Annotated in this window: 15 protein-coding genes; 13 read left to right on the forward strand and 2 right to left on the reverse strand. The window is 48.7% G+C overall.

Going from position 1 to position 24,397, the window contains the following annotated elements; all coding sequences use genetic code 11:
* Position 1: 1 nt before the first annotated feature.
* The 12 genes from BP71_RS29615 to BP71_RS29670 all read left to right on the forward strand — a co-directional run bounded on the left by BP71_RS29615 (position 2) and on the right by BP71_RS29670 (position 21,081).
* Positions 2-2,821, forward strand: coding sequence for an RHS repeat domain-containing protein (locus tag BP71_RS29615; RefSeq protein WP_496385473.1), 2,820 nt, complete (start codon positions 2-4; stop codon positions 2,819-2,821).
* Between the two features lie 10 nt (positions 2,822-2,831).
* The gene (locus BP71_RS29620) at positions 2,832-3,395 is read left to right on the forward strand and encodes a hypothetical protein (protein WP_496385223.1); all 564 of its coding nucleotides are present in this window, start codon (positions 2,832-2,834) and stop codon (positions 3,393-3,395) included.
* Between the two features lie 54 nt (positions 3,396-3,449).
* Positions 3,450-4,628 carry a hypothetical protein gene (locus tag BP71_RS29625; protein WP_496385224.1) on the forward strand — a complete coding sequence of 393 codons (1,179 nt, stop codon included), beginning with the start codon at positions 3,450-3,452 and terminating at the stop codon, positions 4,626-4,628.
* A 314-nt stretch (positions 4,629-4,942) separates the two neighbouring features.
* Positions 4,943-5,137, forward strand: coding sequence for a hypothetical protein (locus BP71_RS29630; protein ID WP_496385225.1), 195 nt, complete (start codon positions 4,943-4,945; stop codon positions 5,135-5,137).
* 45 nt (positions 5,138-5,182) lie between these two features.
* A complete protein-coding gene (locus BP71_RS29635) occupies positions 5,183-8,548 on the forward strand; it encodes a SusC/RagA family TonB-linked outer membrane protein (RefSeq protein WP_496385226.1) in 3,366 nt (1,121 codons plus the stop codon).
* A 22-nt stretch (positions 8,549-8,570) separates the two neighbouring features.
* Positions 8,571-10,220, forward strand: a complete 1,650-nt coding sequence (locus BP71_RS29640; RefSeq protein WP_496385227.1) for a SusD/RagB family nutrient-binding outer membrane lipoprotein — start codon at positions 8,571-8,573, stop codon at positions 10,218-10,220.
* Between the two features lie 324 nt (positions 10,221-10,544).
* Positions 10,545-13,940, forward strand: a complete 3,396-nt coding sequence (locus BP71_RS29645) for a SusC/RagA family TonB-linked outer membrane protein (RefSeq protein ID WP_496385228.1) — start codon at positions 10,545-10,547, stop codon at positions 13,938-13,940.
* Between the two features lie 37 nt (positions 13,941-13,977).
* Positions 13,978-15,621, forward strand: a complete 1,644-nt coding sequence (locus BP71_RS29650; RefSeq protein WP_496385229.1) for a SusD/RagB family nutrient-binding outer membrane lipoprotein — start codon at positions 13,978-13,980, stop codon at positions 15,619-15,621.
* 98 nt (positions 15,622-15,719) lie between these two features.
* Positions 15,720-16,994, forward strand: coding sequence for a hypothetical protein (locus BP71_RS29655; RefSeq protein ID WP_496385230.1), 1,275 nt, complete (start codon positions 15,720-15,722; stop codon positions 16,992-16,994).
* 31 nt (positions 16,995-17,025) lie between these two features.
* On the forward strand, positions 17,026-18,384 hold the full coding sequence (locus tag BP71_RS29660) for a PhoPQ-activated pathogenicity-related family protein (RefSeq protein WP_496385231.1): 1,359 nt from the start codon (positions 17,026-17,028) through the stop codon (positions 18,382-18,384).
* Between the two features lie 48 nt (positions 18,385-18,432).
* On the forward strand, positions 18,433-20,211 hold the full coding sequence (locus BP71_RS29665) for a purple acid phosphatase family protein (protein ID WP_496385232.1): 1,779 nt from the start codon (positions 18,433-18,435) through the stop codon (positions 20,209-20,211).
* A 21-nt stretch (positions 20,212-20,232) separates the two neighbouring features.
* On the forward strand, positions 20,233-21,081 hold the full coding sequence (locus BP71_RS29670; RefSeq protein WP_496385233.1) for a glycerophosphodiester phosphodiesterase family protein: 849 nt from the start codon (positions 20,233-20,235) through the stop codon (positions 21,079-21,081).
* A gap of 139 nt (positions 21,082-21,220) precedes the next feature.
* Here BP71_RS29670 and BP71_RS29675 read toward each other — a convergent pair whose 3' ends face one another.
* Positions 21,221-22,507: a hypothetical protein gene (locus BP71_RS29675; protein ID WP_496385234.1), complete on the reverse strand. Its 1,287-nt coding sequence runs from the start codon at positions 22,505-22,507 to the stop codon at positions 21,221-21,223.
* 144 nt (positions 22,508-22,651) lie between these two features.
* Between BP71_RS29675 and BP71_RS29680 the strand changes: the two genes are divergently transcribed.
* Positions 22,652-23,875 (forward strand): DegT/DnrJ/EryC1/StrS family aminotransferase, encoded by a 1,224-nt coding sequence (locus BP71_RS29680; RefSeq protein ID WP_496385235.1) that lies wholly within the window; start codon positions 22,652-22,654, stop codon positions 23,873-23,875.
* Between the two features lie 6 nt (positions 23,876-23,881).
* Here the strand turns inward: BP71_RS29680 and BP71_RS29685 are convergent, their stop codons facing one another.
* A complete protein-coding gene (locus BP71_RS29685) occupies positions 23,882-24,397 on the reverse strand; it encodes a GNAT family N-acetyltransferase (protein ID WP_496385236.1) in 516 nt (171 codons plus the stop codon).

Below are 24,397 nucleotides of genomic sequence, written 5' to 3' on the forward strand. Positions count from 1 at the left end.
CGTGTCTGGCGAACGAGCACCGGGAAATAAAAGTAGCAACTCGGTTATCAAACAGAAGATAAACGGAGCCAACCAAGTCAATCGCTATGACTATGACCCAGCAGCGAATACGATCGTACAAATGGGGCAATATGCGCCGGGGACATTGACTTATAAGAACATCACGGACGAACAGGGTAATGTGATCAACGAATTTACGGACATGTTAGGACAATTGATCTGTCGTCAGATGGTGGCAGGAGCAGGCAATTCGTTATCGACTTATTATGTGTATGACGACGGGGGTCTTCTCAGGGGTGTTTTACAACCAAATTACCAGGATATCGCCTCGCTAACCGATTACGCGTTCACGTACGACTATGATGATCGGGGGAGAATGACGGTGAAGCGCATACCTGGTGGCGGAGTAACGGAGCTGGTTTATGACCAATATGATCGCCCGGTACTTGCAAGAGACGCCAATCAGATGGCCCGAGGCGTTTGGGCATTTACCAAGTATGACGCGTTGGATCGCCCTGTTTTGACCGGAGAGATCCTTTCCAATGCAACACGACAGAACTGGGCGGCGGCCGTCGACGCTAGTACCGAACATCATGAAGAGCGCAGCAATGGGACAATCCAGGGCTACACCATGGACAAAACGGCGCCGAAAACTGCCACGGAAGCGAATCTCTTGACCATCACATTTTACGATGACTATTCATTCTCAAAGAATGCAAATTTGAGCTACAATCCCGTATATTATCCGGCGGCCAATGCGGCCGTAAAAGGACAGGTTACAGGAACGCGTGTGAGGTTGCTTCCCGGAAGTGGGGCGACAGGAGGTTGGTTGACCAGCGTTACGTACTATGATGTTGAATACAGACCGGTCCAAGTCAGCAGGGAACTAAATGATCTCGGAGCAAACAGTCTGGAACGAGTGTCGAACCAATACAAATACGATCTGGCGCCAGTGTTTTCCGAACAAAAGACTGAGCAGATGCTGGCAGGTAATGTAACGCATAGCCATACAGCTGCCTTTCAATACGATCATGCGGACAGGTTGCTGAGTGTCAAAGAAAAAGTCATCAGCGGGAACAAGACTAAAGAGGCGTTCACGACCGCGCAACGCTACAATGCCCTGGGGCTGCAACAGAGCCAATGGCTGCATTCGGCGGACAATATCCACTATCTGCGGAAAATAAGTTATACCCACAATATCCGGGGCTGGCAGACTGAGGGGAAAGCCGTTTATAAACAGCAGGACAATAGCCCTGAGCAGAATGTGTTTGGATACAGTTTGGCGTACGCTAACGGGAACAATTATACCAACGGCAATGTGAGCCAGATGCAATGGCTCAACAAGGATGAGGTTGCTTATACTAATGGCCTGAACTTAACTTATGACGGTGCAAGCCGAATAACACGCTCTGCGGGCATTGGCGGATATGGCGACACCGAAAGCGGCATTACCTATGATAAGAATGGGAATATCAAAACGCTCACCAGAGCTGGGGCCGTGACTGACAACCTGACCTACACCTACCTGGGCAACCGACTCTCAACCATCACGGACGGAAGTGGTAGCAATCTGGGCGTCAAAAATGGGGTTAGTAACTACGGCTATGATGGCAACGGTAATATGACTTCGGATGGCAGCCGCGGTGCCACGCTAACTTACAACTACCTGAACCTGCCTAAAACAATCACTATCGGTCCCAAGACGGCAACCTACGATTACGACGCAACGGGCAGCAAGCAGAAATATGTTTTCGATACCTTGACTTTGAAATACGCCGGTAAATTCGAGTATCGGCAGGTCGGGAATGCAAACAGTCCCTATCGCGTTTCGCTTTCGGAAGGTCAGGCTGTTTTCAGAAACAACAATATCAAGTTCGAGTATTACCTGAAAGACCATCTGGGCAATGTGCGGCTTGTATTTGACGAGAAAGGGCAGACCTTGCAACGGACGGATTACTACCCTTTCGGACTTGAAATCGATCGAAACAATCCGGTGCAACAGGCAGTGATTAGGAACGGATATAACCGATACCTTTATAATGGCAAGGAATTGCAGGTGGGGATCGGGTATCTGGATTACGGGCCGAGGATGTATATGCCGGAGGTAGGCAGGTGGGGTATTGCGGATCCGTTGGCTGAAAAAGGAGGAGGTTGGAGCCCGTACGGTTACGCTTTTGATAATCCTATGAGATTTGTTGATCCCGATGGAATGTGGCCGGGAGAGGGAATTTGGAGTAGAGTTAAGGATTATGTGAAGGAGAAGGTTCACTGGAACTCTTTTCAACTTCATTTTAGAGATTATGCCAAAAGGCATCCAATTAATGCGGCGGCTGGCTACTATGCTGGAACACAGGGAGAAAGGTTAGAAAGGCAGTTGGGAGATAACCCTTTAATGAATGGAGAAACTACTGTAAAAACGTTTGCTCCACACGACGGGGGATTGAAAAATGCAATTAAGCATACGTTTACAACTGCTTTACTGTCGAGTAAGATTGGGCAGTTGGATGCGCAGGAAGTCGCCGACTTAAATGAACAAACGCAGATTAATGGTGTCTTACGTGAGATGGATCTCTTAAATAACGAGGTAGGGGTAGAAATTGGTGGTGATTTGTCAATTTTAGTCTCGAGTTCGGATGTGCTGAGTAGGGTGCTGGACGCTGGACTTGCAGGGAAATTGACAATCGTAACTTATGATGAAAACAAAAAAGAAAGAGTAACAAAATTAAACTTAGCCGACGAAAAGTATAAAGAACAGGTTGCAAAGATTAGAATGGTGATTGAAAACATGAGAAAAGATAAAGAAGCTATCAAAACTAATTAACGATGTAGATATGAGCAAGATATTATTCATTTGGATGTGGTTTTTACCATTATTTTATTCATGTGAGCCCATTAAAAAATATGAATCTATTGAAGATAAAGAATTTAAAAATGGGCTAAATAAAGTTCTGAAAAGAGCCTCGTTCAAGTTGAAAGAATCAGAATGCATAATCTTGCGACTAGATACTTTAACGAAATTTGATTGGGACAGAATGTATGCGATAAAAGGAAGTGCGCGGAAAGAGGATATAGAAAGACAACTAGGAATGGAATGGGAGTTTGAGGGTGGGGTTGGTATTTTTACGGAAGGAAATTTGCTTCTTGTTTTTGTCAAAAATAAAAAAATCGTGTCGACTGTTAAATATCTGGAAGGTGATCCAAGCTTTGAAAGTTTTTCGATCGGTGTATTAGGGGCTTATGCGCAAAAATCGAACGCATTCTATTATATCTACAAACAGTTCTATGCTCCTTATGAAGGATTCTATCTTAAACTAGTTCCAATTGAAAAAAAACAATTGCTGTCAGACAGTAAATGGATCGATAGTTTGAGAATTGTTCCAATTGATGATCAATGAGCGAATTTTTAGAAAATGGCTAATAGCGATAATCACACAATCTTAAACACACCTATGAAGAATCTTTTCACACACATTGTTTACATATGCATTCATTTTTCTTCCAAAAGAGTTATCCTGCTATCTCTCATCCATTTGATCATCCCGATCAAACTCCTGGCTCAGGGTAAATTTGTTGAAGGATATATCATCAACAGCAAAAATGATACTATCCATGGATCGATCAGAGATGAAAACTGGGCGGAAAGCCCGAGAAGAATTCAATTTAAGATTTTGAATGCAGCGCCCCAGACAATTTCGGCACAGGATATCAGGGGATTTGGCGTTATTCCCGCCAGAGAAATCTACAAAAGCAGAAAAGTCGGCTTGTTGAATATTACGCTGAATCAAACGTATAGATATAGCCCGTCACTGGAAACCGACGATTCTGTTCAGGTATTTTTGCAGGAATTGGTTGCAGGCGGTAAGGTTGCGCTGTTTGAGTTTACCGATGCGTCAGAACATTCTCATTTTTTTCTGGAAAAGAGTGATTCTTTAAAAGAACTATATAACTATCCATTTTATAAATTAATTGGCGGGCAAACGTACCTTTTAATATATGATAAATATAAAGAGCAACTTGCACGTTTCTGCGGGGATGCGGATCGGTTCAGAGACTCCCCACCGCTGTATCAGGAAAAGTATCTGAAACGGTACATTGAAAGGTATAACAGATCATTTCTGACCGACAATGTGTCGTATAGCGCCAAGGATGATAGACTTACCTGCGATCTTGAGGCAAATATTTGTCTCGAAAATTGGAAAGGTCGCTCCTTTGCGGCCCAATATAAACCTACCTGCGGCGTTGGGATCAGGTTGAACTTTCCAAGAAGATTTCATAACGGATACACTAAAATCAGCTTTTTGTTAACACCTAACGTACCGCTTGGTTTCTATCCCGATCCGATCCGGAAGCGGGTTCTGAAAACATTTGAAGTGGCCGTTGGTACACACCTGGGCGCAGGAAAAACACGCCCTTACTTTGGTTTTTGCGGCAGCGCAGTACACCGCGGCTATCGAATGGATATTTTGGGATTACAAGCTGGCATAAGCTATAACCGGCGCGTTAATCTGGAAATGGGGAACTTTTGTAATTTCTACACATTCATTACGAAAACAGGATTCTTCTTACCGCCAAGGATCAGCCTGCAATGCTACATTCCATTGGATGGGGTGCTGGACCGGATCCTTTGACCCATTGATGGTCGTCGAAGTACAGGCGCTGTTGCGGTACTTTTCCTTTCCAAGCCCTCATACGGCCAGTCAGGGGGGCGGTCCTATAAATTATAGTCCACAGAGTAGAATGCCCTTTCCCGGTCTGTAAATTACTGACAGCGCCGGGTTTGTTATGAAGATGGGGGCGTCAAGCGCTTTTTTGTTTTAGCCAAATAACGGGACCGCCCGGGCTTTGGAGGGGAAGCAGGCGGGCAGCGGAAAAATCCGTTGAAGGTGAATAGTCCTTTATATTCGCATGCCAGTATCCTACACAGACTAAACCAGCTAATGTTATGGCACTTTCCCGGGCAGAAAAATTGATTGATAAACTGATCAGCAACAGGATATCCGGGGAAGAATTGTCGGAACTGCTGGCAGGTATTACCAGCGAAGAAGAGCAGCAGAAGTATTCGGATGCGCTGGAGATCTATTTTGACAGGCTCCTGAAAGAAAGTCATACCAATGGTCAGGCCCCGGAAGGGAATTAAGTAAAGTAAACCCTATATATGGAAACCGTTACCCAATCTACTAATATGAATTCAGTTTCTACATTTCGACAATTTTTGCTGCGCACACGATTTGCCATTGTTCTGGCTGTGTTGCTGGCCTCGGCAGCCGAGGCCCAGGTGGTGAAAGGGAAGGTGACGTCCAGAGAGGACGGCACGACTATGCCAGGAGTTAACATTTTGATCAAAGGAACACAGAGTGGCACAACGTCCGATGCTTCCGGGAATTACTCGCTGGAAGTGGGCGCTGGCAACCCTACACTTGTTTTTTCATTTGTGGGTTACGTGCAGGAAGAAGTGCCTGTTAACGGGCGCAGCGTGATTGATGTGGCCATTGCGCCGAGCGCGGAAAATCTGAAAGAGGTTGTTGTAACAGCCCTTGGAATCAGCCGGGAGGCGCGGTCGCTGGCTTACTCAGTGAGTAATATCAAAGGGGAGGATATGGTGAAAGCCGGTAACCCTAACCTGCTCAAATCGCTGGACGGTAAGGTCAGCGGGGTGAATTTCACCAACCTGAGCAGCGACCCGACATCTTCGGTGCTGGTCAATATCCGTGGTACGACGGCCATGCCGACTACCGGGAATGGCGGTACCAACGTGTCAGTGAAATCGCAACCGCTCTATGTGATTGATGGTATCCCGGTGGGGACACAAACCTTCACCCAGAAAGACGGCGTCGATTTCGGGAATATCCTTTCACAGCTGAACCCGAACGATATCGCGTCGATTACGATCCTGAAAGGCGGTAGCGCCGGTGCATTGTACGGAGCAGAGGGTGGTAACGGGGTCGTGATGATTACGACTAAATCCGGCAAAGGAGCAAAAAAAGGGCTTGGCATTTCGTTCAGCAGCATGGCGAGCGTTGAAAAGCCTTACCAGTTCATCGAAAGCCAGACGGAGTTCGGACAAGGTGAGCGGGCATACGAATGGCAGTATGATAATACCGATACCTGGGGGCCTAAGCTCGATGGCAGCTTCGTGTCAGATTACTGGGACGTAAAGGCCAAGATGTGGAAAAACGGGCCGATGGTTTCGTCGGGTGAGAACCGTATGAAGGCTTATTTGCGGACCGGAAGCACATTCACCAACAATGTCGGTGTTACCGGTAATTATGAGAAGGGTTCGTTCCGTTTGTCATTGTCGAACATGACCAACAATGGGGTGATGCCGAATACGAAAACGCAGCAGAAATCGATCAACTTCAATTCACAATACAATATCACGAATCGCCTGACGGTATCGGTGAATGCGAGCTACATTAATACTTTCAATCCGAATAAGGCCAATACAACCGGTTCGAACAGCGTTTTGAACAGCCTTTTGTTCAACATGCCAAGCAACCTTCAGCCGCTTTCAGATATGAGGAGTTACTGGATGGACGGCTTTGAGGGGGTAAGGCAGAACGGTGCTATTATGAAAGATAATGGCATCGATGTTTCCGAGAATAACCCATGGTTTACGACCTACGAGAAGATACATCGTTTTGGCAGAGATAATTATTTTGGTAAAATCCAGCTCAACTGGCAGCTTACCGATGAATTATCGCTGCTGCTCCGGACCGGTACGCAGAATGTAAAGGAAAACTATGAATTGCGTAAGTCGTGGGGCGACAAAGGTGATGCTTACGGCCAGTATGTGCAGGGAAGTAATAGCAGCGTAGAGGCCAATACAGATGCGATCCTGAGTTACAGCAAGAATTTTGGCAAACTTTCGATGACCCTGGCGGGAGGCGGTAATTATCGCTATACCAATTCCAGCGATATGGAGATCTCCGGTGGCGACCTGAACTCGCCTGCATTGTTTACCCTGGCTAATATCAAGGCAGGTACCATGACGGTAGGCGGCAGCCCGTTCGTCAATAGTAAATCGGTGAGTGCCTACGGAACCGCAACGCTGGGCTGGGATGAGAAGCTCTTCCTGGACGTGACCGCGCGTAACGACTGGAAAGGGATTCTGCCTGAGGAGAAAATCCACTATTTCTATCCGTCAGCTTCACTGAGCTGGCTGGCATCTGAGACTTTCAAAATGCCGGAGACGATCAACCTGATGAAATTCCGGTTTGGTCTGGCGGATGTCGGAAACGGGCTGGTGAGACAGCGTTCTATCGATACTTACAGCTACGATCCAAGCCCATGGGGAGCGATCAACACGGTTTCGCTCAATGCGCAGCTTGTGGATCCGAATATCAAAGCACAACACTCGATCACCCAGGAAGCAGGTATCGATCTGGGACTTTGGCAGAACCGTGTACGATTTGACTTTACTTACTTCGTGAAAACACAGAAAGATCAGATCGACAACATTCCGCTTCCCAAAGGTTCCGGATACACAGGCATGCTGACCAACATTGGTGACGTGAGAAGCAGGGGTTACGAATGGGGACTGAACTTTACACCGGTCAAGACCAAGGACCTCTCTTGGGATGTATCGGCCAGCTTTACGCACTATAAGGCCAAGATCATTCGCCTGTCGGACGTATTTGCTCCGAACGGATACATATTTGCCAGCTACGACGGCAAGACGAAAGTGAAAATTGCGGAGGGAGAAACGATCGGTAATATCTACGAAGAAAATCCTATTTTGCGCGTAAAATCCGGTAAATACGCCGGTATGCCCTTGCTCAACAGCGACGAAGGCAAAATTCAGAAATCGGCCGACGAAAGAGACCGTGGGCAGTTAGGTAACTTCAACCCTGACTTTATCCTGGGTCTGAACACTACGCTTCGCTACAAACAGTTTACATTGAATATGGTAGGTAGTCTGCGGAAAGGCGGGAAGTACATTTCCGTCAACCAGCAATACCTGGAATCGAACGGACGGGCTGTAACCACATTAGGTTCGGGAGACAACAACCCGTGGTGGGTAGGTGGTCGTGATGCGGAGCATGGCGGAATGGTATGGCCGGCCACAGGAGCAAGCCAGTATGATGCGATCAATGCCAATAACGACGGGAAGCGGTCGGACTTCCAGGATGCAAGCTATGTGAAAGGTGTTTTCCTGAACCCGAACTACGAGGGTGACCCGGCAAATGCCCAGGATTCGGATTACATCGTGAATGGTGCAGATCCCAACAACACATTCTATGACTTCCCATACAACGGTTATGGTGATATCATCTGGAACTTCACAGCTACCCGTACGTACGACGCGACCAATTTCAAGATGAGAGAAATCTCGTTGGCATATACCCTGCCATCGACCCTGACGAGACAGTACAGGCTCAACAATGTGACCCTCGCGCTGGTGGGCAGAAACCTCTTCCAGTGGAACAAGTCGGGACGTCATGAAGATCCGGAATCGGCATTTACCGGAGTTGGCGCAAACCAGGGGGTTTTGAGGGCCACACTACCTAGCATCCGGTCATACGGTGTGAAACTGACCCTTGATTTTTAATTACTTTCCATTCAGAATCAATATGAAATCGATAAAAATATTCGCCCTTGTTGCACTTGCAGGACTATTTTCATGCAGCGACGATGAGCTCCGGACCTACGATGCCTTACAGCAAAAGGATGCGGTGGAATCCGTGAATGATCCTTACCTGCTGGCATCCATTATCAAAAAGACAGCCCTTTTTTATCAGAAAATGGGTTACGATACACGCATGCTGCCGGGAGCGGTACAGCACATGGAAAGCAACTACCAGAGCGGAGACAACTTCTATTCAGGCTTTAAATCTCCCGTCGCCGATATGTATGCCGCGATGGAAATCCTGAAATTGACCGACGGCTCCATCGGTCTGGCGAAGCAGCGCGGTTCGAAAACCCATGAAGGAATCTTCAAGATTTTCCGGGTACTTCTTTTTTCATACATGACCGATTTTTACGGCGACGTATATTACTCAGAGGCACTTAAGGCAAGAGAAGGAGTGCTCTATCCCAAATACGATAAACAGGCGGATATCTACAATGGACTTTTGGCGGAACTCGATGAGGCCAATGCATTGGTGGATGCTGGTACAGAAACTGTTTCCGACAGCTATGATCTGATGTTTGCCGGTAACAAGGAAAAATGGAAGAAATTCTCGAATTCCCTGAAACTGAGGTTGCTGATGCGTGCATCCGCGAAGCTGCCGGACGCAGGCGCGCGCATCACTGCACTGGCCAACGCGCCGATCATGTCGGACCCTGAGGACAATGCCGCGATTTCGTACATCGGAACACTGGGCGGAGATAACAGCAATTCATGGACGGGAGGCCCTTTGAACTGGGGGACCATCGACAACTTCGATACCAGAAGGCCCTGCAAAACGCTGATTGACAAGCTTACAGGCCTGAATGACCCGCGCATGCAGGTATGGTTCGCACCCGTTGAGAAGCCATGGACCAGTGACCCTGCGAAGAATGGCGTCAGTTTCACTACCACCGATCCGAATGGTTATACCTACACCTCGACCTGGGAGTACATCGACCGTAAGAACAAAGATATCGCAGCCTATGCAACAAAAGAGATCCTCCTCGATTCGAATAAGGTTTATGTAGGTTTTATAGCAGGAATGCTAGCCGACTGGAAGAACGGAAACGGACATTACGATGTGGCAGCGGGTGGTTCTGTGGGTAATTTCAAGGTTTCGAAATTCTCCAAGTTGTTTCGTGAAAACAAACATGCGTTGCTCAAAGCAATGATCATGAACAGCGACGAGATCCAGTTTATCCTCGCGGAGGCTGCCGCCAAGGGATTGATATCCGGAAGTGCCGACACTTACTATCGCAAAGGCATCACCAACTCAATGCTGCGCTGGGGGGTAAGTCAGGATGCGATTACCAAATACCTAGCTCAACCAGTGGTTGCATTGCCGGCAGACAAAGCTGGTCAGCTGGCTAAAATCGCGGATCAGAAATGGATCGGTCTGTTCCTGGTATCTTCCGAGGGGTATCTGGACCTTCGCCGCACGAAGCTGCCCAACATATTTAACAACGGCCGTCTGAGCGGCTTCCCGTTCCCGGAACGTTACCGTTACCCGGGCGATGAGCTGGGGCAGAATAAAAATGCATACGATGTAGGCGTCTCTTCGCTGACCCCCGCTGTGGACGACCAGTTTTCCAAAATGTGGTTATTGAAATAATAAATAAGACCGGGCAACAGGTACAGCGCCGTTGCCCGGTTTCTTGAATCCCAAATCCTCCTCTATCTCATCGTTTTCGTTAGGGAATAAATTAAAAATCAGAGTTTTACAATAGTACTAAAGACACCAACACCAGTAATGTAGGCAGGATTTCAGATCGGGTTAATTCCAGGCTTCGCGGCCAGGTGGTGATCCCAGGCTTCAATGAACTACGCTGTAAATATTCTTAGACACTGATTATATAAGCCGCTCCGGCTGTGAATTCTTTTTAAGCTCTATTTCTCAGTATCATGACAAGTGACAATCACCTTAAACTCGAAAATTATGGACCCGAATTCTATTATTAATCTGCGACGGCTGTTTCTATGCCTGCTGGTCGCAGTTTTATCGGTCAGCCCTTCCTTTGCCGGGAAAATGCGGCTCGACAAGACGATCAAGGGAAAGATCACATCCAAAATTGACGGCGCTTCTCTGCCGGGTGTCAGCATCATCGTCAAAGGTACCCAGATCGGAACTTCCTCCGACGCTTCCGGAAATTACTCCATCAATGTCAACGAAGGAACCAAGGCGGTTCTGGTATTTTCCTACATCGGGCACGAAACGCAGGAGGTGACGGTTGGTAATGAGTCAGTTATTAATGTAGTTCTGGCAGAAGGGGCCGAAACGCTCGGGGAACACGTGGTTACGGCATTAGGCCTTTCCCGTGAGAAACGATCGCTTGGGTACTCGATCGCGGAGGTCGACGGCAAGGAAATCAGCCGGGTGGCACAGGAAAACGTTTTGAACTCTCTATCCGGAAAAGTTCCGGGTGTTACGATCAGTTCGACGGGTGGTACCGGTTCGTCGGTGAGCATGATCATCCGGGGCGCTACTTCGCTTAGTAATGATAATCAGCCGCTGTTCGTCGTGGATGGGGTACCCATTGCCAATACACTGAACAATGTAAGCCAGGTTGGTAATGACAACCGCGTCGATTATGGTAATGCCATTTCAAGCATCAATCCCGATGACGTGGAAAGCGTATCGATCCTGAAAGGCCCTAATGCGGCGGCGCTGTATGGCTCGCGCGCAGGCCACGGTGTTGTACTGATCACCACCAAAAGTGGCAGCAAATCCAAGAAGATGACTGTCTCGGTCAATTCCAATACGGTTTTTGACAAACCCTACAAATACCTGAATATGCACCACAAGTTCGCAACAGGTATACTGCCATTTACACCGGACAATAATCCCTATCCGGGCGGGGTGTTACTCATTGACGAAAACTCTGCCGGTGGTGTGGGGCCGGAGCTCGACAAAGGCTACAAGGCGATTCAATGGAATAGCCCCAAGGATGCAAAGGGCAATCCGATCCCCACGGAATTGGTGTCACACCCCGACAACGTGAAGAATTTCGTCCGCACGGGTATCACGACCACCAACGGTGTATCGGTTTCAAACAGTAATGATCTGGTGAGCTACCGGTTGTCGTACTCGAATATGTCTAACCGGGGCATTGTTCCAAATTCAGACCTTTTCCGGAACTCACTCAATGTGAATTCGTCAGTTAAGCTCAGTAAGAAGCTGACAGTCAGTACCAATATCGATTTTAGCAGAAATAACTCCAACAATCGTCCTGCAACCAACCGCGGAACAAACCCGCTGCAATGGGCATATGCTGTTTCCCCGCATATCGACATAAAGGATTTGCGCAACTACTGGGTGCCGGGGCAGGAAGGTTTACAGCAGCTGTCACAAGGCCCGGGCGACTACAACAATCCATGGTTCCTGGCGTATGAGGTCAATAACAGCTTTGTGCGCGACCGTGTTTTCGGTAACCTCAAAGCCGACTGGCAGATCACCCCGCATTTCAGTTTGATGGGCCGGTACTCACTGGATACCTATCAGGAGGAACGCCAGACCAAAATCGGTAACAGTTACACCAATGACAGCCGCGGCGCTTTCGGGTTGATCAACTTATCGAGATTCGAGCGCAATGCCGACTTCCTTGCCACGTACAAACGCGATATCAGCCAGTTCAGCTTCTCTGTTTCTGCGGGGGGTAACACACGGTATCAGAAAAATACCGATCAGAACTCGTCTACCAAAAATGGCACCGGCCTGATCATCCCCGGCCTGTATACCATGTCGAACATTGCACCTGCCAACTTAAACTACACGAGCGCATTGTATGAAAAAGCAGTGTTCAGCGTGTATGGATTGGCTAATCTCGGGTTCAAGGACATGATCTACCTGGACATCACGGCACGGAACGACTGGTCGAGTACACTGCCTAAGGAAAATCGCTCGTATTTCTATCCATCAGCTTCTTTGAGCGTGTTATTGAACGAAATGTTCCCGATGGCAAACCAGATCAGCATGCTGAAACTGAGAGGAGGCGTAGCGCAAGTAGGTAATGATACCAATCCGTATAGTTTGCTGGCAACTTTGGGCAATGCAGGTGCCTGGGACGGCATTACCCGGCTGGGCAAGTCGGGACAGATCCTGCTCCCGGACCTGAAGCCTGAAATCGCGACTTCGTACGAATACGGCGTGGACATGAACCTTTATCACAACCGTGTCCGACTCTCTGCTACTTACTATCAGGTCGAAAACCGCAACCAGATCATCCCGACCAAGCTTCCCGGATCCAGTGGTTTTACTTCGAAGAATATCAACGCGGGTTTGCTCGTAAGCAAAGGTCTTGAACTGACACTTGGCGGAACGCCGATCGATAAGAACGGATGGAGATGGGATATCAATGCCAACTGGTCGAAAAACCGGACTACGATCAAATCACTTTCACAAGGTCTGGAATTTTATACATTGTGGACTGACGCAAAAGGCGGTGCATGGACTTACGTGGGCGAAAAAATCGGGGATATCTATGATGCCGAGATCGTAACTGTTCAGGATAAGGCTTCTCCTTACTATGGCTATCCGATCCTGGACGACGATGGTTCATGGCAGAGCATCGGTGCTTCGAATACCCGTAACAAGATCGGTAACTTCAACCCAGACTTTATCCTGGGGATGCAAACTTCTCTGTCATACAAAGGTTTCAGCCTGAACATGACATTCGATTGGCGTAATGGCGGGGACTTCGTATCGCAAACCTACCGTTACGGCGAATCCGATTTGAAATCACAGCGCTTCCTGGATAACCTGATCAATCCTAACGGCATGACCGGTGATCAGTTGCGCAACTATCTTGTCAATAATGATAAAGTAGTGATCAGAGGTAACAACTTCCCGATCGTGGGCGGACCTACCAAAGAGTATGGTGGCTTCCCGTTTGAGTACGGCGGCAACACTTATGACTATGCCGTCTTCAACCCCGGAGTAATCGCGGAATACAATGGAGAAGGGGATATCGTGGGCTATACCGAAAATCTCGGTGGACCGGGTACAAAATATATTCCCTATGGTGACAACTATCCATGGAGTTTTACCCGTGCTGCTACATTCGATGCCTCGTTTGTGAAGCTGCGCGAAGTATCGCTTGGTTATGACCTGCCATCCACTTTTGTAAAACGCCTGGGTCTGCAGAATGCCAACGTGGCGGTGTATAGCCGGAATATTATTCTTTGGACCAAAGCCAAGATCGGAATTGATCCTGAGCAGGCATTCCAGCAGGAGTCAGGCGCGCAGGCTGGTACGCAGTTCAAGCAGGGTATCGAACGTTACAACGTGACGCCCTGGGTGATGCCGATTGGCTTCAAGCTTGGGTTAACTTTCTAATTGTGAATCATACAGTCTATTTAATATAAATACACTCATGAAAAATATCAACAAAAAGTTCGTCATCATCCCGCTTCTGCTGGCATGTATGGTCTTTTCCTGTAAGGATCTGACGGAGCTCAACGAGAATCCCAACGGTGTTGGGGCAGAGACGGTGAACCCGAATCTGGTGTTGCCTACTGTATTGACAGAAGCTGCGAAACTTTATGTGAACCTGGGCTATCAGAACATCGCAGGTGTGGTGCAGCATACGCAAAAGGACGCGTGGTCGAGTGAACACAACGACTACGACTGGGGGGGTGATCAGAGCTGGAACGGATACTACGATGTGCTACGTAACAACGATTTGGTCTATACCCGTGCGGTTGCCCTGAATTTTGAGTTTCACCAGGGAGTAGCGCTGGTCATGAAGTCGTTCATGTTCGGGTTGATCACCGACCTTTGGGGCGATGCGCCTTATACCAACGCGCTCAAAGGCGAGGCAGGTGCTGTGGATGATATTTTACCTGCATTCGATACGCAGGACAAGATTTATGCCGGCGTCATCGCGGACCTTGAAAAAGCCAACACATTGCTTTCCAAATCGAAAGCTGACTATGAAGGTATCGTGGACAATGTGGACGTATTTTATGGTGGTGATCCTGCCAAATGGCGGAAAATGGCCAATTCGCTGCTGTTGCGTTACTATATGAGGCTTTCTGCGAAGCAGCCGGACATAGCCAAAGCCGGCATCGAGAAAATTGTAGCCAATGCTGCACAATATCCGATCATTACTTCCAATGCGGAGGACGCCACGATGGGCTTTCCCGGCAACAGCGAAGCTGACTCATGGCCTGCCAACACTGTGATCGACGCCAGCGGAAGTAATTACCGTCGTATCAAAATGTGCGCAACGCTGGTGGAGAGGCTGCAAACCCTTAAGGATCCCCGTTTGGGTATTTGGGCTAATAAAGTCGAAATACCGTTGGTCGTTGATCCCAAGCAGCCTGCCGGAACGGACAAGATCGTCGATGGCAAGCGCATTCTTTCACCCGATAAAGTAGGTGCCGCCCTCATCGACACGGATCCCGAGTACGTGGGACTGCCTCCGAGCTTTTCTGCCCTGCCATCAGCCTACAACCTGAACCCGACACCGGGACAAACGTCATTCAATCCGCACGTATCCTTCCTGAATAACATTTACAAAGCTGCCAAAGGCCCGCTGTTGAGAGCCCGCCTGATTTCGGCTGCCGAAGTGAATTTTATCCTTGCCGAAGCCGCATTGAAAGGCTGGGCGGCCGGGGTAGCCAAAGACCGTTACGAAGCTGGTGTGAAGGCATCGATGCAAACCTGGACTGTCGGTGATAAGTATGACGCGTACATAGCAACTCCCGGTGTCGCGTTTGATAATACATTGAAACAGATCATCGAACAGAAATGGATCGCCAGCTGGACGGCGGCGACCGAAGCATGGTTTGATTTCCGCAGAACCGGATTGCCTGCATTGAAAGCGGGCGCGGCAGCGAAAAGGGAAGTGTTGCCATTACGGTTCTATTACATGCAGGACGAATTGCGTATCAACAAAGCGAATGCGGAAAGTGCAGTAAGCAAGCTGGAAGTGACCAGCTTTTCGCAGGCGGATAAAGGAAACAGCCCATGGTCGAAGCAATGGCTTGTACAAGGTACCGGCAAACCATGGTAGTCGCATTGGTTTAAGGTGAGTATTTCAAACCGGGGCTGTCCGAATCCGCCGACAGTTCCGGTTTACTTTTAAAGCCCTTTCACTGAAATCCGTTCATGATGAAATCGAAGTGTATTTTTTTCTGCTGTTTATGTGTACTGTTCGGAGCCGGCGTGATGGCGCAGCATTTCAGGGCCGCTGCGGCAGTGAGGACAATCACCCCCAATCCGTTGCTGCCGGTGTCGGGCGGCATCGGTACGCCTAAAAAGGCTACGGAGAAAAATGGTGAGCTTTCCGTGCGGGCACTGGTTATGGAGAAGGGTGGCGTGCGTGTTGCCATCGTAAATGTGGACAACCTGGGCTGGCCGGCTGCATTGGGGAACAAATCGCGGAAACTCATTAAGGGCATTCCTCCAGGGAACGTGCTCATCGGTGCCACGCACACGCACAGCGGGCCGGACGCGTACGGATTTCCCAACGAAAAGGGCGAATCCTTTGCAGACCTGGCCTATCTCGATCATTGTGTGGCACAGATTGCCGATGCGGTGAATGAGGCGGTTCAAAAATTGGAAGATGCTTCTCTGATGATTGCGGTGGGGGAGGCAAAAGGTAAAATCGCCTATAACTACTATGCCGACCAGCTGTATGATCCAAGGTGCGGGGTGATCCAGGCCATTGCGGCTTCCGGTACTAAAAAAGGACAGCCTATTGCGACGTTGGTGAATTATGCGATTCATCCCGAGGTGATCGGATCAGGAAGGGGCATATTGAGTCCTGACCTCTGCGGTCCGCTTTATGACCGCATCGAAGCACGGGGAGGAGGCACGGCTGTTTTTATGAATGGTGCGCAGGGTGGAATGGTGACAGCTGATAACCGCCTTGAAAACGGGAAGGAGGCCAATGACTGGAATGAATGCAAAAGAATAGGCGAGCTGCTGGCCGACGAAGCACTCAGGATCGCGAATAGCGCGATTTTGCAGGAAAACCCTGATTTGTTTTGTGTTTCCAAAAAAATTGAATTCCCGGTGGATTCGGAGATTATGCGCTATATCCTTCAAAAATCGCCGATTAAAAATGAAATGGCGGGAGATAACCGTATCGTAACCCAACTGAACCTGCTAAACATCGGTACCGCGCAGGTGCTGACTGTTCCTGGGGAAGCGCTACCGAACATAGGTTATTATATCAAAAGGCATATGCACACCAAACAACCTTTCCTGTTCGGGTTGACCAACGATGCATTCGGCTATATGCTCAGCAAGGTAGATTTCAATAGTTTCAAAAGATACGATTACGTCAGCAGTACAAGCCTTGGCGAAATGACGGGCGAGATTTATATCGAACAGGCATTGAAATTAGTGAACGACAGCCCGAGACCTTTGGCAGGACAATAAACCAGACTTTTCATCTCAAACCTGATAAAACATGTTTTCCAGAATTGCCGGTACAGCATTAAAAACCATCATCATTGCATTGCTGACTATTGTTTCGCTCAACGCACAGAAGGTCACTCCTGAAAATGCGTTGGAAAGCTATCTCAACAATGGCGACAAGACATTCAAATGGGAGCTGAAAGAATCCTTTACCCGTGAAAATCTTACTTTTTACAATATCCTGCTAACTTCTCAAAAGTGGCGGGAGTTTACCTGGACACACCAGCTTACGGTGATCGTTCCCAAAGAAAACCGGCACGACGATGCATTGCTCTTCATCACCGGCGGTTCGAATGACAAGGAACTTCCTAATTGGAACAGTAAAAAGGATGAAAAAATGTACAGCTCGCTGGGTGCAGTGGCCACCACCAACCATGCGATCGTTGCATTGCTGAAACAAACGCCTAACCAGCCGTTTTTCGGTGACCTGACCGAGGACGCATTGATATCCTACACTTTACACAATTTCAAAAAAGACAAGGATTACAGCTGGCCGCTGCTTTTCCCCATGGTCAAAAGTGCGGTGAAGGCTATGGATGCGGTCCAGCAGTTTTCCCAAAAACAATTAAAACATACGGTTAACCGCTTCGTCGTTACGGGCGCATCCAAACGTGGCTGGACGACCTGGCTCACGGGCGCGAGCGACAAACGTGTGGAGGCAATCGCACCGATGGTGATCGACGTGCTGAATATGCCGGTGAGCCTCGACTATCAGATCAAATCCTGGGGAGATTACAGCGTTCAAATCGAGGATTATGTAAAGCTGGGCATTCCGCAGTCGACCGGTTCCCCGGATGGCCAGGCGATTACGATAATGATCGATCCGTATTCTTACCGTGCTAAACTGACGATGCCCAAAATGATTTTCATGGGAACGAATGATGAATACTGGGTGGTAGACAATATCAAAAATTATCTGGACAAGATTCCAGGCATCAATATGCTGCATTATGTCCCGAATGCAGGACACGACTTGGGAGACGGGCAGCAAGCGATGGAGGCACTCAGCGCATTCTTCGGTGCAACGGTGAACAAAAGGCCATATACCGAATGTAAATGGAGCCAGTCGGTAAAAAACCGGAGGGTAAGCCTGGATATCAAAACCACTCCTGATGCCTTGGTGGATGTGATCCTGTGGTCGGCCAGCTCCGCTGACCAAGACCTGCGAAACGATACCTGGACTTCCAAAAGTCTGGGCATTAGCAAAAGGGCTGCGGTGAAAGTGACCGAGTCGCTTCCACCAAGCGGTTTCCGCGCATTCTATGTTGACTTGAAATATAAAACACCGAAAGGAGCCGTCTACACCGAAAGTACAAGGGTGTTTCTGACGGATAATAAGTCGGTGCTGTAAATCCTGGAAATAGGTGTACCTATACCTGACGGGAAATTTGAAATAGCCATGATCAAATACAAACAATTGCTGCTGTGGGGCTTGCTATGCCCTTGCTTCCTATCTTTTTGTACGAAAACGAAGGAGCTGCCAAAAGGGTCTGTCAAAGAAGTAATAGACCGGGTCGTTACGAAGTTTTATGAGACGCTGACACCTGCCCAGTTGGACACGATTTCGGATAATTATATCCTGGGCATGCTGAGCGAACAGGATAAAGAAGTACTGGCTACACGTTTTTGGAATTTTGAAGCTAATGTGCCGGTCAAAGTATCGCTGATGCGGCACACCGGCCAGGTGGTTCCTCCATTCTGGCTCGAAAAGACTGGATTCAGGAAAACGAACATGCTGGTCAAGAATGAAGAGTTTACTTACGAAGTCTGGCAGAAAGACTTTGATAAAGGGCCGATAGGGCTGGGGATCAATGGTTTTGACAAAGACCGGCCCGTGTATTTTATCAGCGTGGCACCACAGAACGCGAATGATAAACTCTCCATAACGAACGTCGTCCCTGCCCAATACCCTTTGGATACCATGCAGGTGGGTGCATTTACCTATCATGACTGGGATGGGCTGACCCTGACCGAAGTACCCGACGAATTGAAAGGCCAGGTACTCTTCACGACAGTGCGTGGCCGGGCGCGCGAGGCACACCTAACGAATGCATTCCGAAAGACGGCAACCCAATCAACGGAAAACCCCGATCAGGTAGTCCTCACGTGGAGTGGAGACCCATCGACGACTGTGGACATTCAATGGCGTGTAAATCCCCGGATCACCGACGGAAAAGTGAAGTACTGGAAGGCCGGGGCTGCAGATACGCTCGTTACCGGCGGCGCGGGATTTAAAATGGAAGACAGGTTATTGCAGAACGATCGCTTTGTAAACCGTTTTACAACGAAACTCACCGGGCTGGTGCCGGGTACATTGTATCACTATTCAATTGGCAACGGGAAAGATTGGTCTGAGCCATCGTCGTTTCAGACTGCTTCGGATCAAAAAAAGGACTTTTCGTTTATCTGGTTCGGAGATACGCATTATTCACCGATCTGGGGCAGTATGGCGCAAAAATCCATCAAAAGGCATCCGGAAGCGTCATTTTTCTCCATCGCTGGTGACCTGGTGACAACAGGCTTGCACCGCGACGATTGGGACCAGCTCTGGGACCACGCCGGGTCAACGTTTACCACGCGGCCGCTGATGCCCGTGCCGGGGAACCACGACAGTCAGGATGGACTGGGTGCATGGATGTACAAGGAGATGTTCAGCTTACCGGAGAATGGCCCTGAGGGGCAGCCGTCTGAAATGACATATGCATTTAATTACCAGGATGCACTGTTCCTGATGCTCGATGGCACGCTGTCGGTACCGGCGCAGAGTGCCTGGGTGGAGGCGCAGCTGAAAAACTCCAAAGCGAAGTGGAAGTTTGCCATGTTTCATTTCCCGCCTTACAACTTCGAAGAGCCTTATGATGAAATCCAGCGGGAATGGTGCGCATTGTTCGATAAATACCATGTGGACATGGTCATGAGCGGGCACATGCATTATTATCTGCGCACGAAGCCGATGTTCCATCAAAAGGAGGCGGCATCGCCCGCGAAAGGCACGATTTACACCATGTCGATCAGCATCCCAGGCAAGCAGGTGCGGTGGCCGGATGAGGATTATGCTGTGGTGCGTTACAAGGATGGGCCGCTTTATCAGCACATTTCCATTAAGGGCAACACATTGTATTATAAATGTTACAACCCGGAAGGTGATGTGAAGGACGAGCTGACGATCACCAAGTAGTATTCAATAATTTCAATCATAATGACCAGGATTACATTACCATCAGCTCTCTTATTATTCATTGTTTTAAAGACCGAAGCCCAAACGCAGCTTGAACCGGTCAGAAAAGAATTTCTGAACCCCGATTCGAAAAATGTGCTGGTGGCTTCGCACCGGGCGGTACATCATGAGCTTCCTGAAAACTCGTTACCTGCGATCCGGGAGGCCATTCGCCTGGGTGTTGATATTGTTGAAATCGATGTGAAAGTGAGTAAAGACGGCATTCCGATGCTCATGCACGACGGTAAGGTCGATCGCACCACAACCGGGAAAGGAAATCTGGAAACCCAGACTTTTGAAGAATTGCGAAAACTGAGACTGGTTTCAAAAGGCCAGGTCACTGCGGAAACGATTCCAACGCTGGAAGAAGCCCTGCAAGCCGCGAAAGGCAATATTTTGGTCGATCTCGACCTTAAAACCGACCGAATCGACAAGGTGATTGAAGTGGTCCGGAAAATGGATGCAGGCAACTTTGTATTCTTTTTTGACAGTGATTACGAAATTCTTTCAAAAGTGGATTCTGCCTCCAAAAAGTACATGATCATGCCCAGAGCCTATTCACAAGCTATGGCGGATTCTGCATTGAGCCGTTTCGATCCTGAAGTGGTACATATCGACTCAGAATTTTATACACCGGAAGTAACGTCGCTCATCAGGGCTAAACATGCCCGGGTGTGGATTAATGCGCTGGGTGTGCCGGACAATGAAATCCGGAAAGGGAACGCGAAGAAAGTATTGCTTGATCTGACGAAGCAGGGGGCCAATGTCATTCAGACCGATGAGCCGGAAAAGATGATTAGTGCCTTAAAGGAGCTTGGAATGCACCGATAAACTTAAAACGCCATTCCGGGGGATCCGGAATGGCGTTTGTTAGATAGCCCTCATTTTATTGCTTTCGGCCTCGTGCGTACTTCCGCCAGCCCGAGTTTTCCATCAATCGGGACCTACAATCAGGCTAAAAGCTGCGGTCTTATTCAAACCGCCTGTTAGCACCGTTCAGCTCCCCGTGCGTACTGATCGCTACTGCGGTCAGGATCGCGAAAATGGCTACGACGAATATGAAATTGATAGCCCAGCGGCTGAGATTTAAGCCCCTATCAGAGAAGCCCGGTTGCATTTTCTTCATCAGAATGCCGATCACCAGCACGTTCAGGATATAGAGGTATTGCTCGATCCGGTAGAGGCTCATGAATGCGCAGGTAATAAGGATGCTGAAAATCGTGTATAAACCCAGATTCAGGAAGAAAAACGCCTGAAGTCCTTCATATGGCTGTTCAAAGAAGGCATAGCGTTCACGGAAGTAATACCGGTAAATAGAGTAACCTCCGAATGCAAGCACCAGCAATAAAGCTACCCACTGTACGTACAGCGTAATTCCTGCGGCGTCTGCGGCAGAATCGAAATGCAGGATGGTTTCGGTCAGTCTTTTTGTTTCAAACGATTGGTCCCAGACGATAAAGGGAATGATTAATGTGAGAATGGCAAGGGGAGCGAGCAAGGATGACTTACTTGTTTTGGTCTCGGATACCTCCCATTCGGACGTAAATGTGCCATAAGCCATTCCGATTCCCCCGAAAAAGCCGATCGAATACTCCATCACATTCCAGAAATTGAATTTGATGCCGGAGACACTGCCCATGACTTGCAGGAAGTTGCCAAATGCAAATCCGAATCCACCACCCAATCCGGCAAAAACTGCCAGCCGCATAGCCGAATGCTGCTTGTTGCGGATCATGTACCAGAACATCGCGACGGCCATTCCAAAGCATGCAGCCCAGGCTTCGGAACGCGGAGGTGTCATCAGCCAGCCGAGCTCCTCAATGAGTAAATAGTAAAAAATGATCGCACCGGCCGTCATTTCGGTGATTAACTGGGGCCATTGAACGGGCTTTTCTTTGCTGGAAGCCAATACAAGGCCGAACAAGCCACCACCAATGAGGCCGAACAACCCACCGATGACAAAGAGCATCAGAAAACCGTAATACACGTTCCCGAATTCGAGACCTCGTGCAAAACCAACGACTTTGCCATAACTGATGATGCCGCCCACACCCCAGCCAATGGCGGAAGCGAGCGTGAGCTGGAATGCTTTGGCATACCAATCCTTTCTTTTGGCAAGCAATACAATGCTCAATCCTCCGATGCCGCCCGCCCAGGCCGCACCTTGTTCATGTCCGAATTGTCCACGGATGGCCCAGGCAGTGCCGAGTGAAATGCCTGCAACCAGCAGGGCGTAAAGTAATTGTCTGTTGTTCATAAGTGGGGTGGATCTAAGAGTTTATGGGATAAATACTGGGTTGTCGTCCAAAAAGACTATAATGTTACCGTTACCTGGGAGCAGATAGCCTGAAACCGGGCAAGTCTAGTATTTCCGTAAAATTCAATCAGAACTATCGAACCTATGAGCAGTAAACGGCAACAACTCGCCATCTATGGAGGACCTGTAACCATTACGAAGACTTTTACATGGCCCGTTTACGACGAGCAGGAGGTTGCTGCCGTTTCGGTGGTCGTCGCCAGTGGAAAGTGGGGTAACCCGGATTGTGGTGACGAGGTAGAACGGTTTGAAAAAGCATTTGCGGCTTATTGCGGTAGCAAGTATGCCATTACCTGCGTGAATGGCTCGGTATCGTTACGACTGGCATTGATGGCCTGTGGCGTGAAACCGGGCGATGAGGTGATCGTACCGCCTTATACTTTTATCACCACGGCATCGTCGGTGATCGAATGCAATTGTGTTCCGGTTTTTGTGGATATAGATCCTGAAACTTACAATATCAGCCCGGCAGCCATCGAAGCGGCGATTACACCCCGGACAAGGGCCATTATCCCGGTCCATTTCGGCGGGCAATCCTGCGATATGGACGCGATCATGGACATCGCCCGGCGGCACAACCTGAGGGTAATCGAAGATGCTGCTCACGGGCACGGCGCTGAGTACAAAGGCAAAAAACTGGGTGCGATCGGGGATGTGGGGAGTTTCAGTTTCCAGTCTTCCAAAAACCTTACTTCGGGAGAGGGAGGTATTGTAATCACCAATGACGATGAATTGTACGCCACGATGCATTCCCTGCGCAATGTGGGGCGTATCGAAGGGGGGCAATGGTATGACCATTACAATCCGGGCTGCAACTATCGCATCACCCAAATGCAGGCGGTGCTGTTGTCGGAGCAACTCAAACGACTCGAAGGACAGACACGCCTCAGGAATGAAAATGGGTTGTATCTCAATAGCTTATTGGGTAGTATCGACGGAATCACACCCTTGAAGCGCACAGAAGCGATCACACTCCATTGCTACCATATTTATATTTTCAAATATGATGCTTCGAAGTTTGGCGGTCTGCCCAAAAGCGAATTCGCTGCCATGCTTGCCGCGGAAGGCGTGCCGAGTTTTAAAGGTTATCCCCACCCACTTTACAAACAGCCGTTATTCCAGAACAAAAACTTCATGTGTTACGCGATACCGGAAAATGTCGACTACACGGCCGTCTGCTGCCCGGTGGCCGAGCAGGCATGCAACACGGATGCCGTATGGATCTTGCAACATGCCATGCTGGGCGAAAGGGAAGATATGGAAGCTTTTGCCAATGCTATTTTGAAAATTCAGGAATCCGTCAGATAATACAAATTACAAATTCCGCCGCATCATCAGGTCGGTTTGAATGTCATCGCCCAGTGCAAACAGATGGCGGTCGAATGCGATAAATCCGTTTCTCGTATAAAAGCCGATCGCCTTCTCGTTTTTTTCCCAAACTCCCAGCCAAATGGACTGGTAGTGATGCTGGCGGGCTATGTTCACCGCTTTTTCAAATAACAACTGCCCGATTTTCTTGCCCTGATGAGCTTTCAGGACATAGATCCGCTCTATTTCCAGCGATGTTCCGTCTTTTAGTTCGGTCTGGGCCGGACCGTGGTTGATTTTCAGGTAGCCGATCAGTTCATTGTTAAAATAGGCAAGATGGAATTCGGAAGAAGGGTTTTCCAGCTCGCTGGTTACTTTTTCGACGCTGAAACCTGTTGCCAGATAAGCGGCCATGTTTTCCTTGGTGTTGAGATCCGCAAATGACTCGAAGAATGTCTCAATCCCTAATCGTCTGACGGTTTCCAGCTCGTTGATGGTAGCCTTGATGAGTTGTAATGACAT

The organism is Dyadobacter ginsengisoli DSM 21015 (assembly GCF_059568735.1).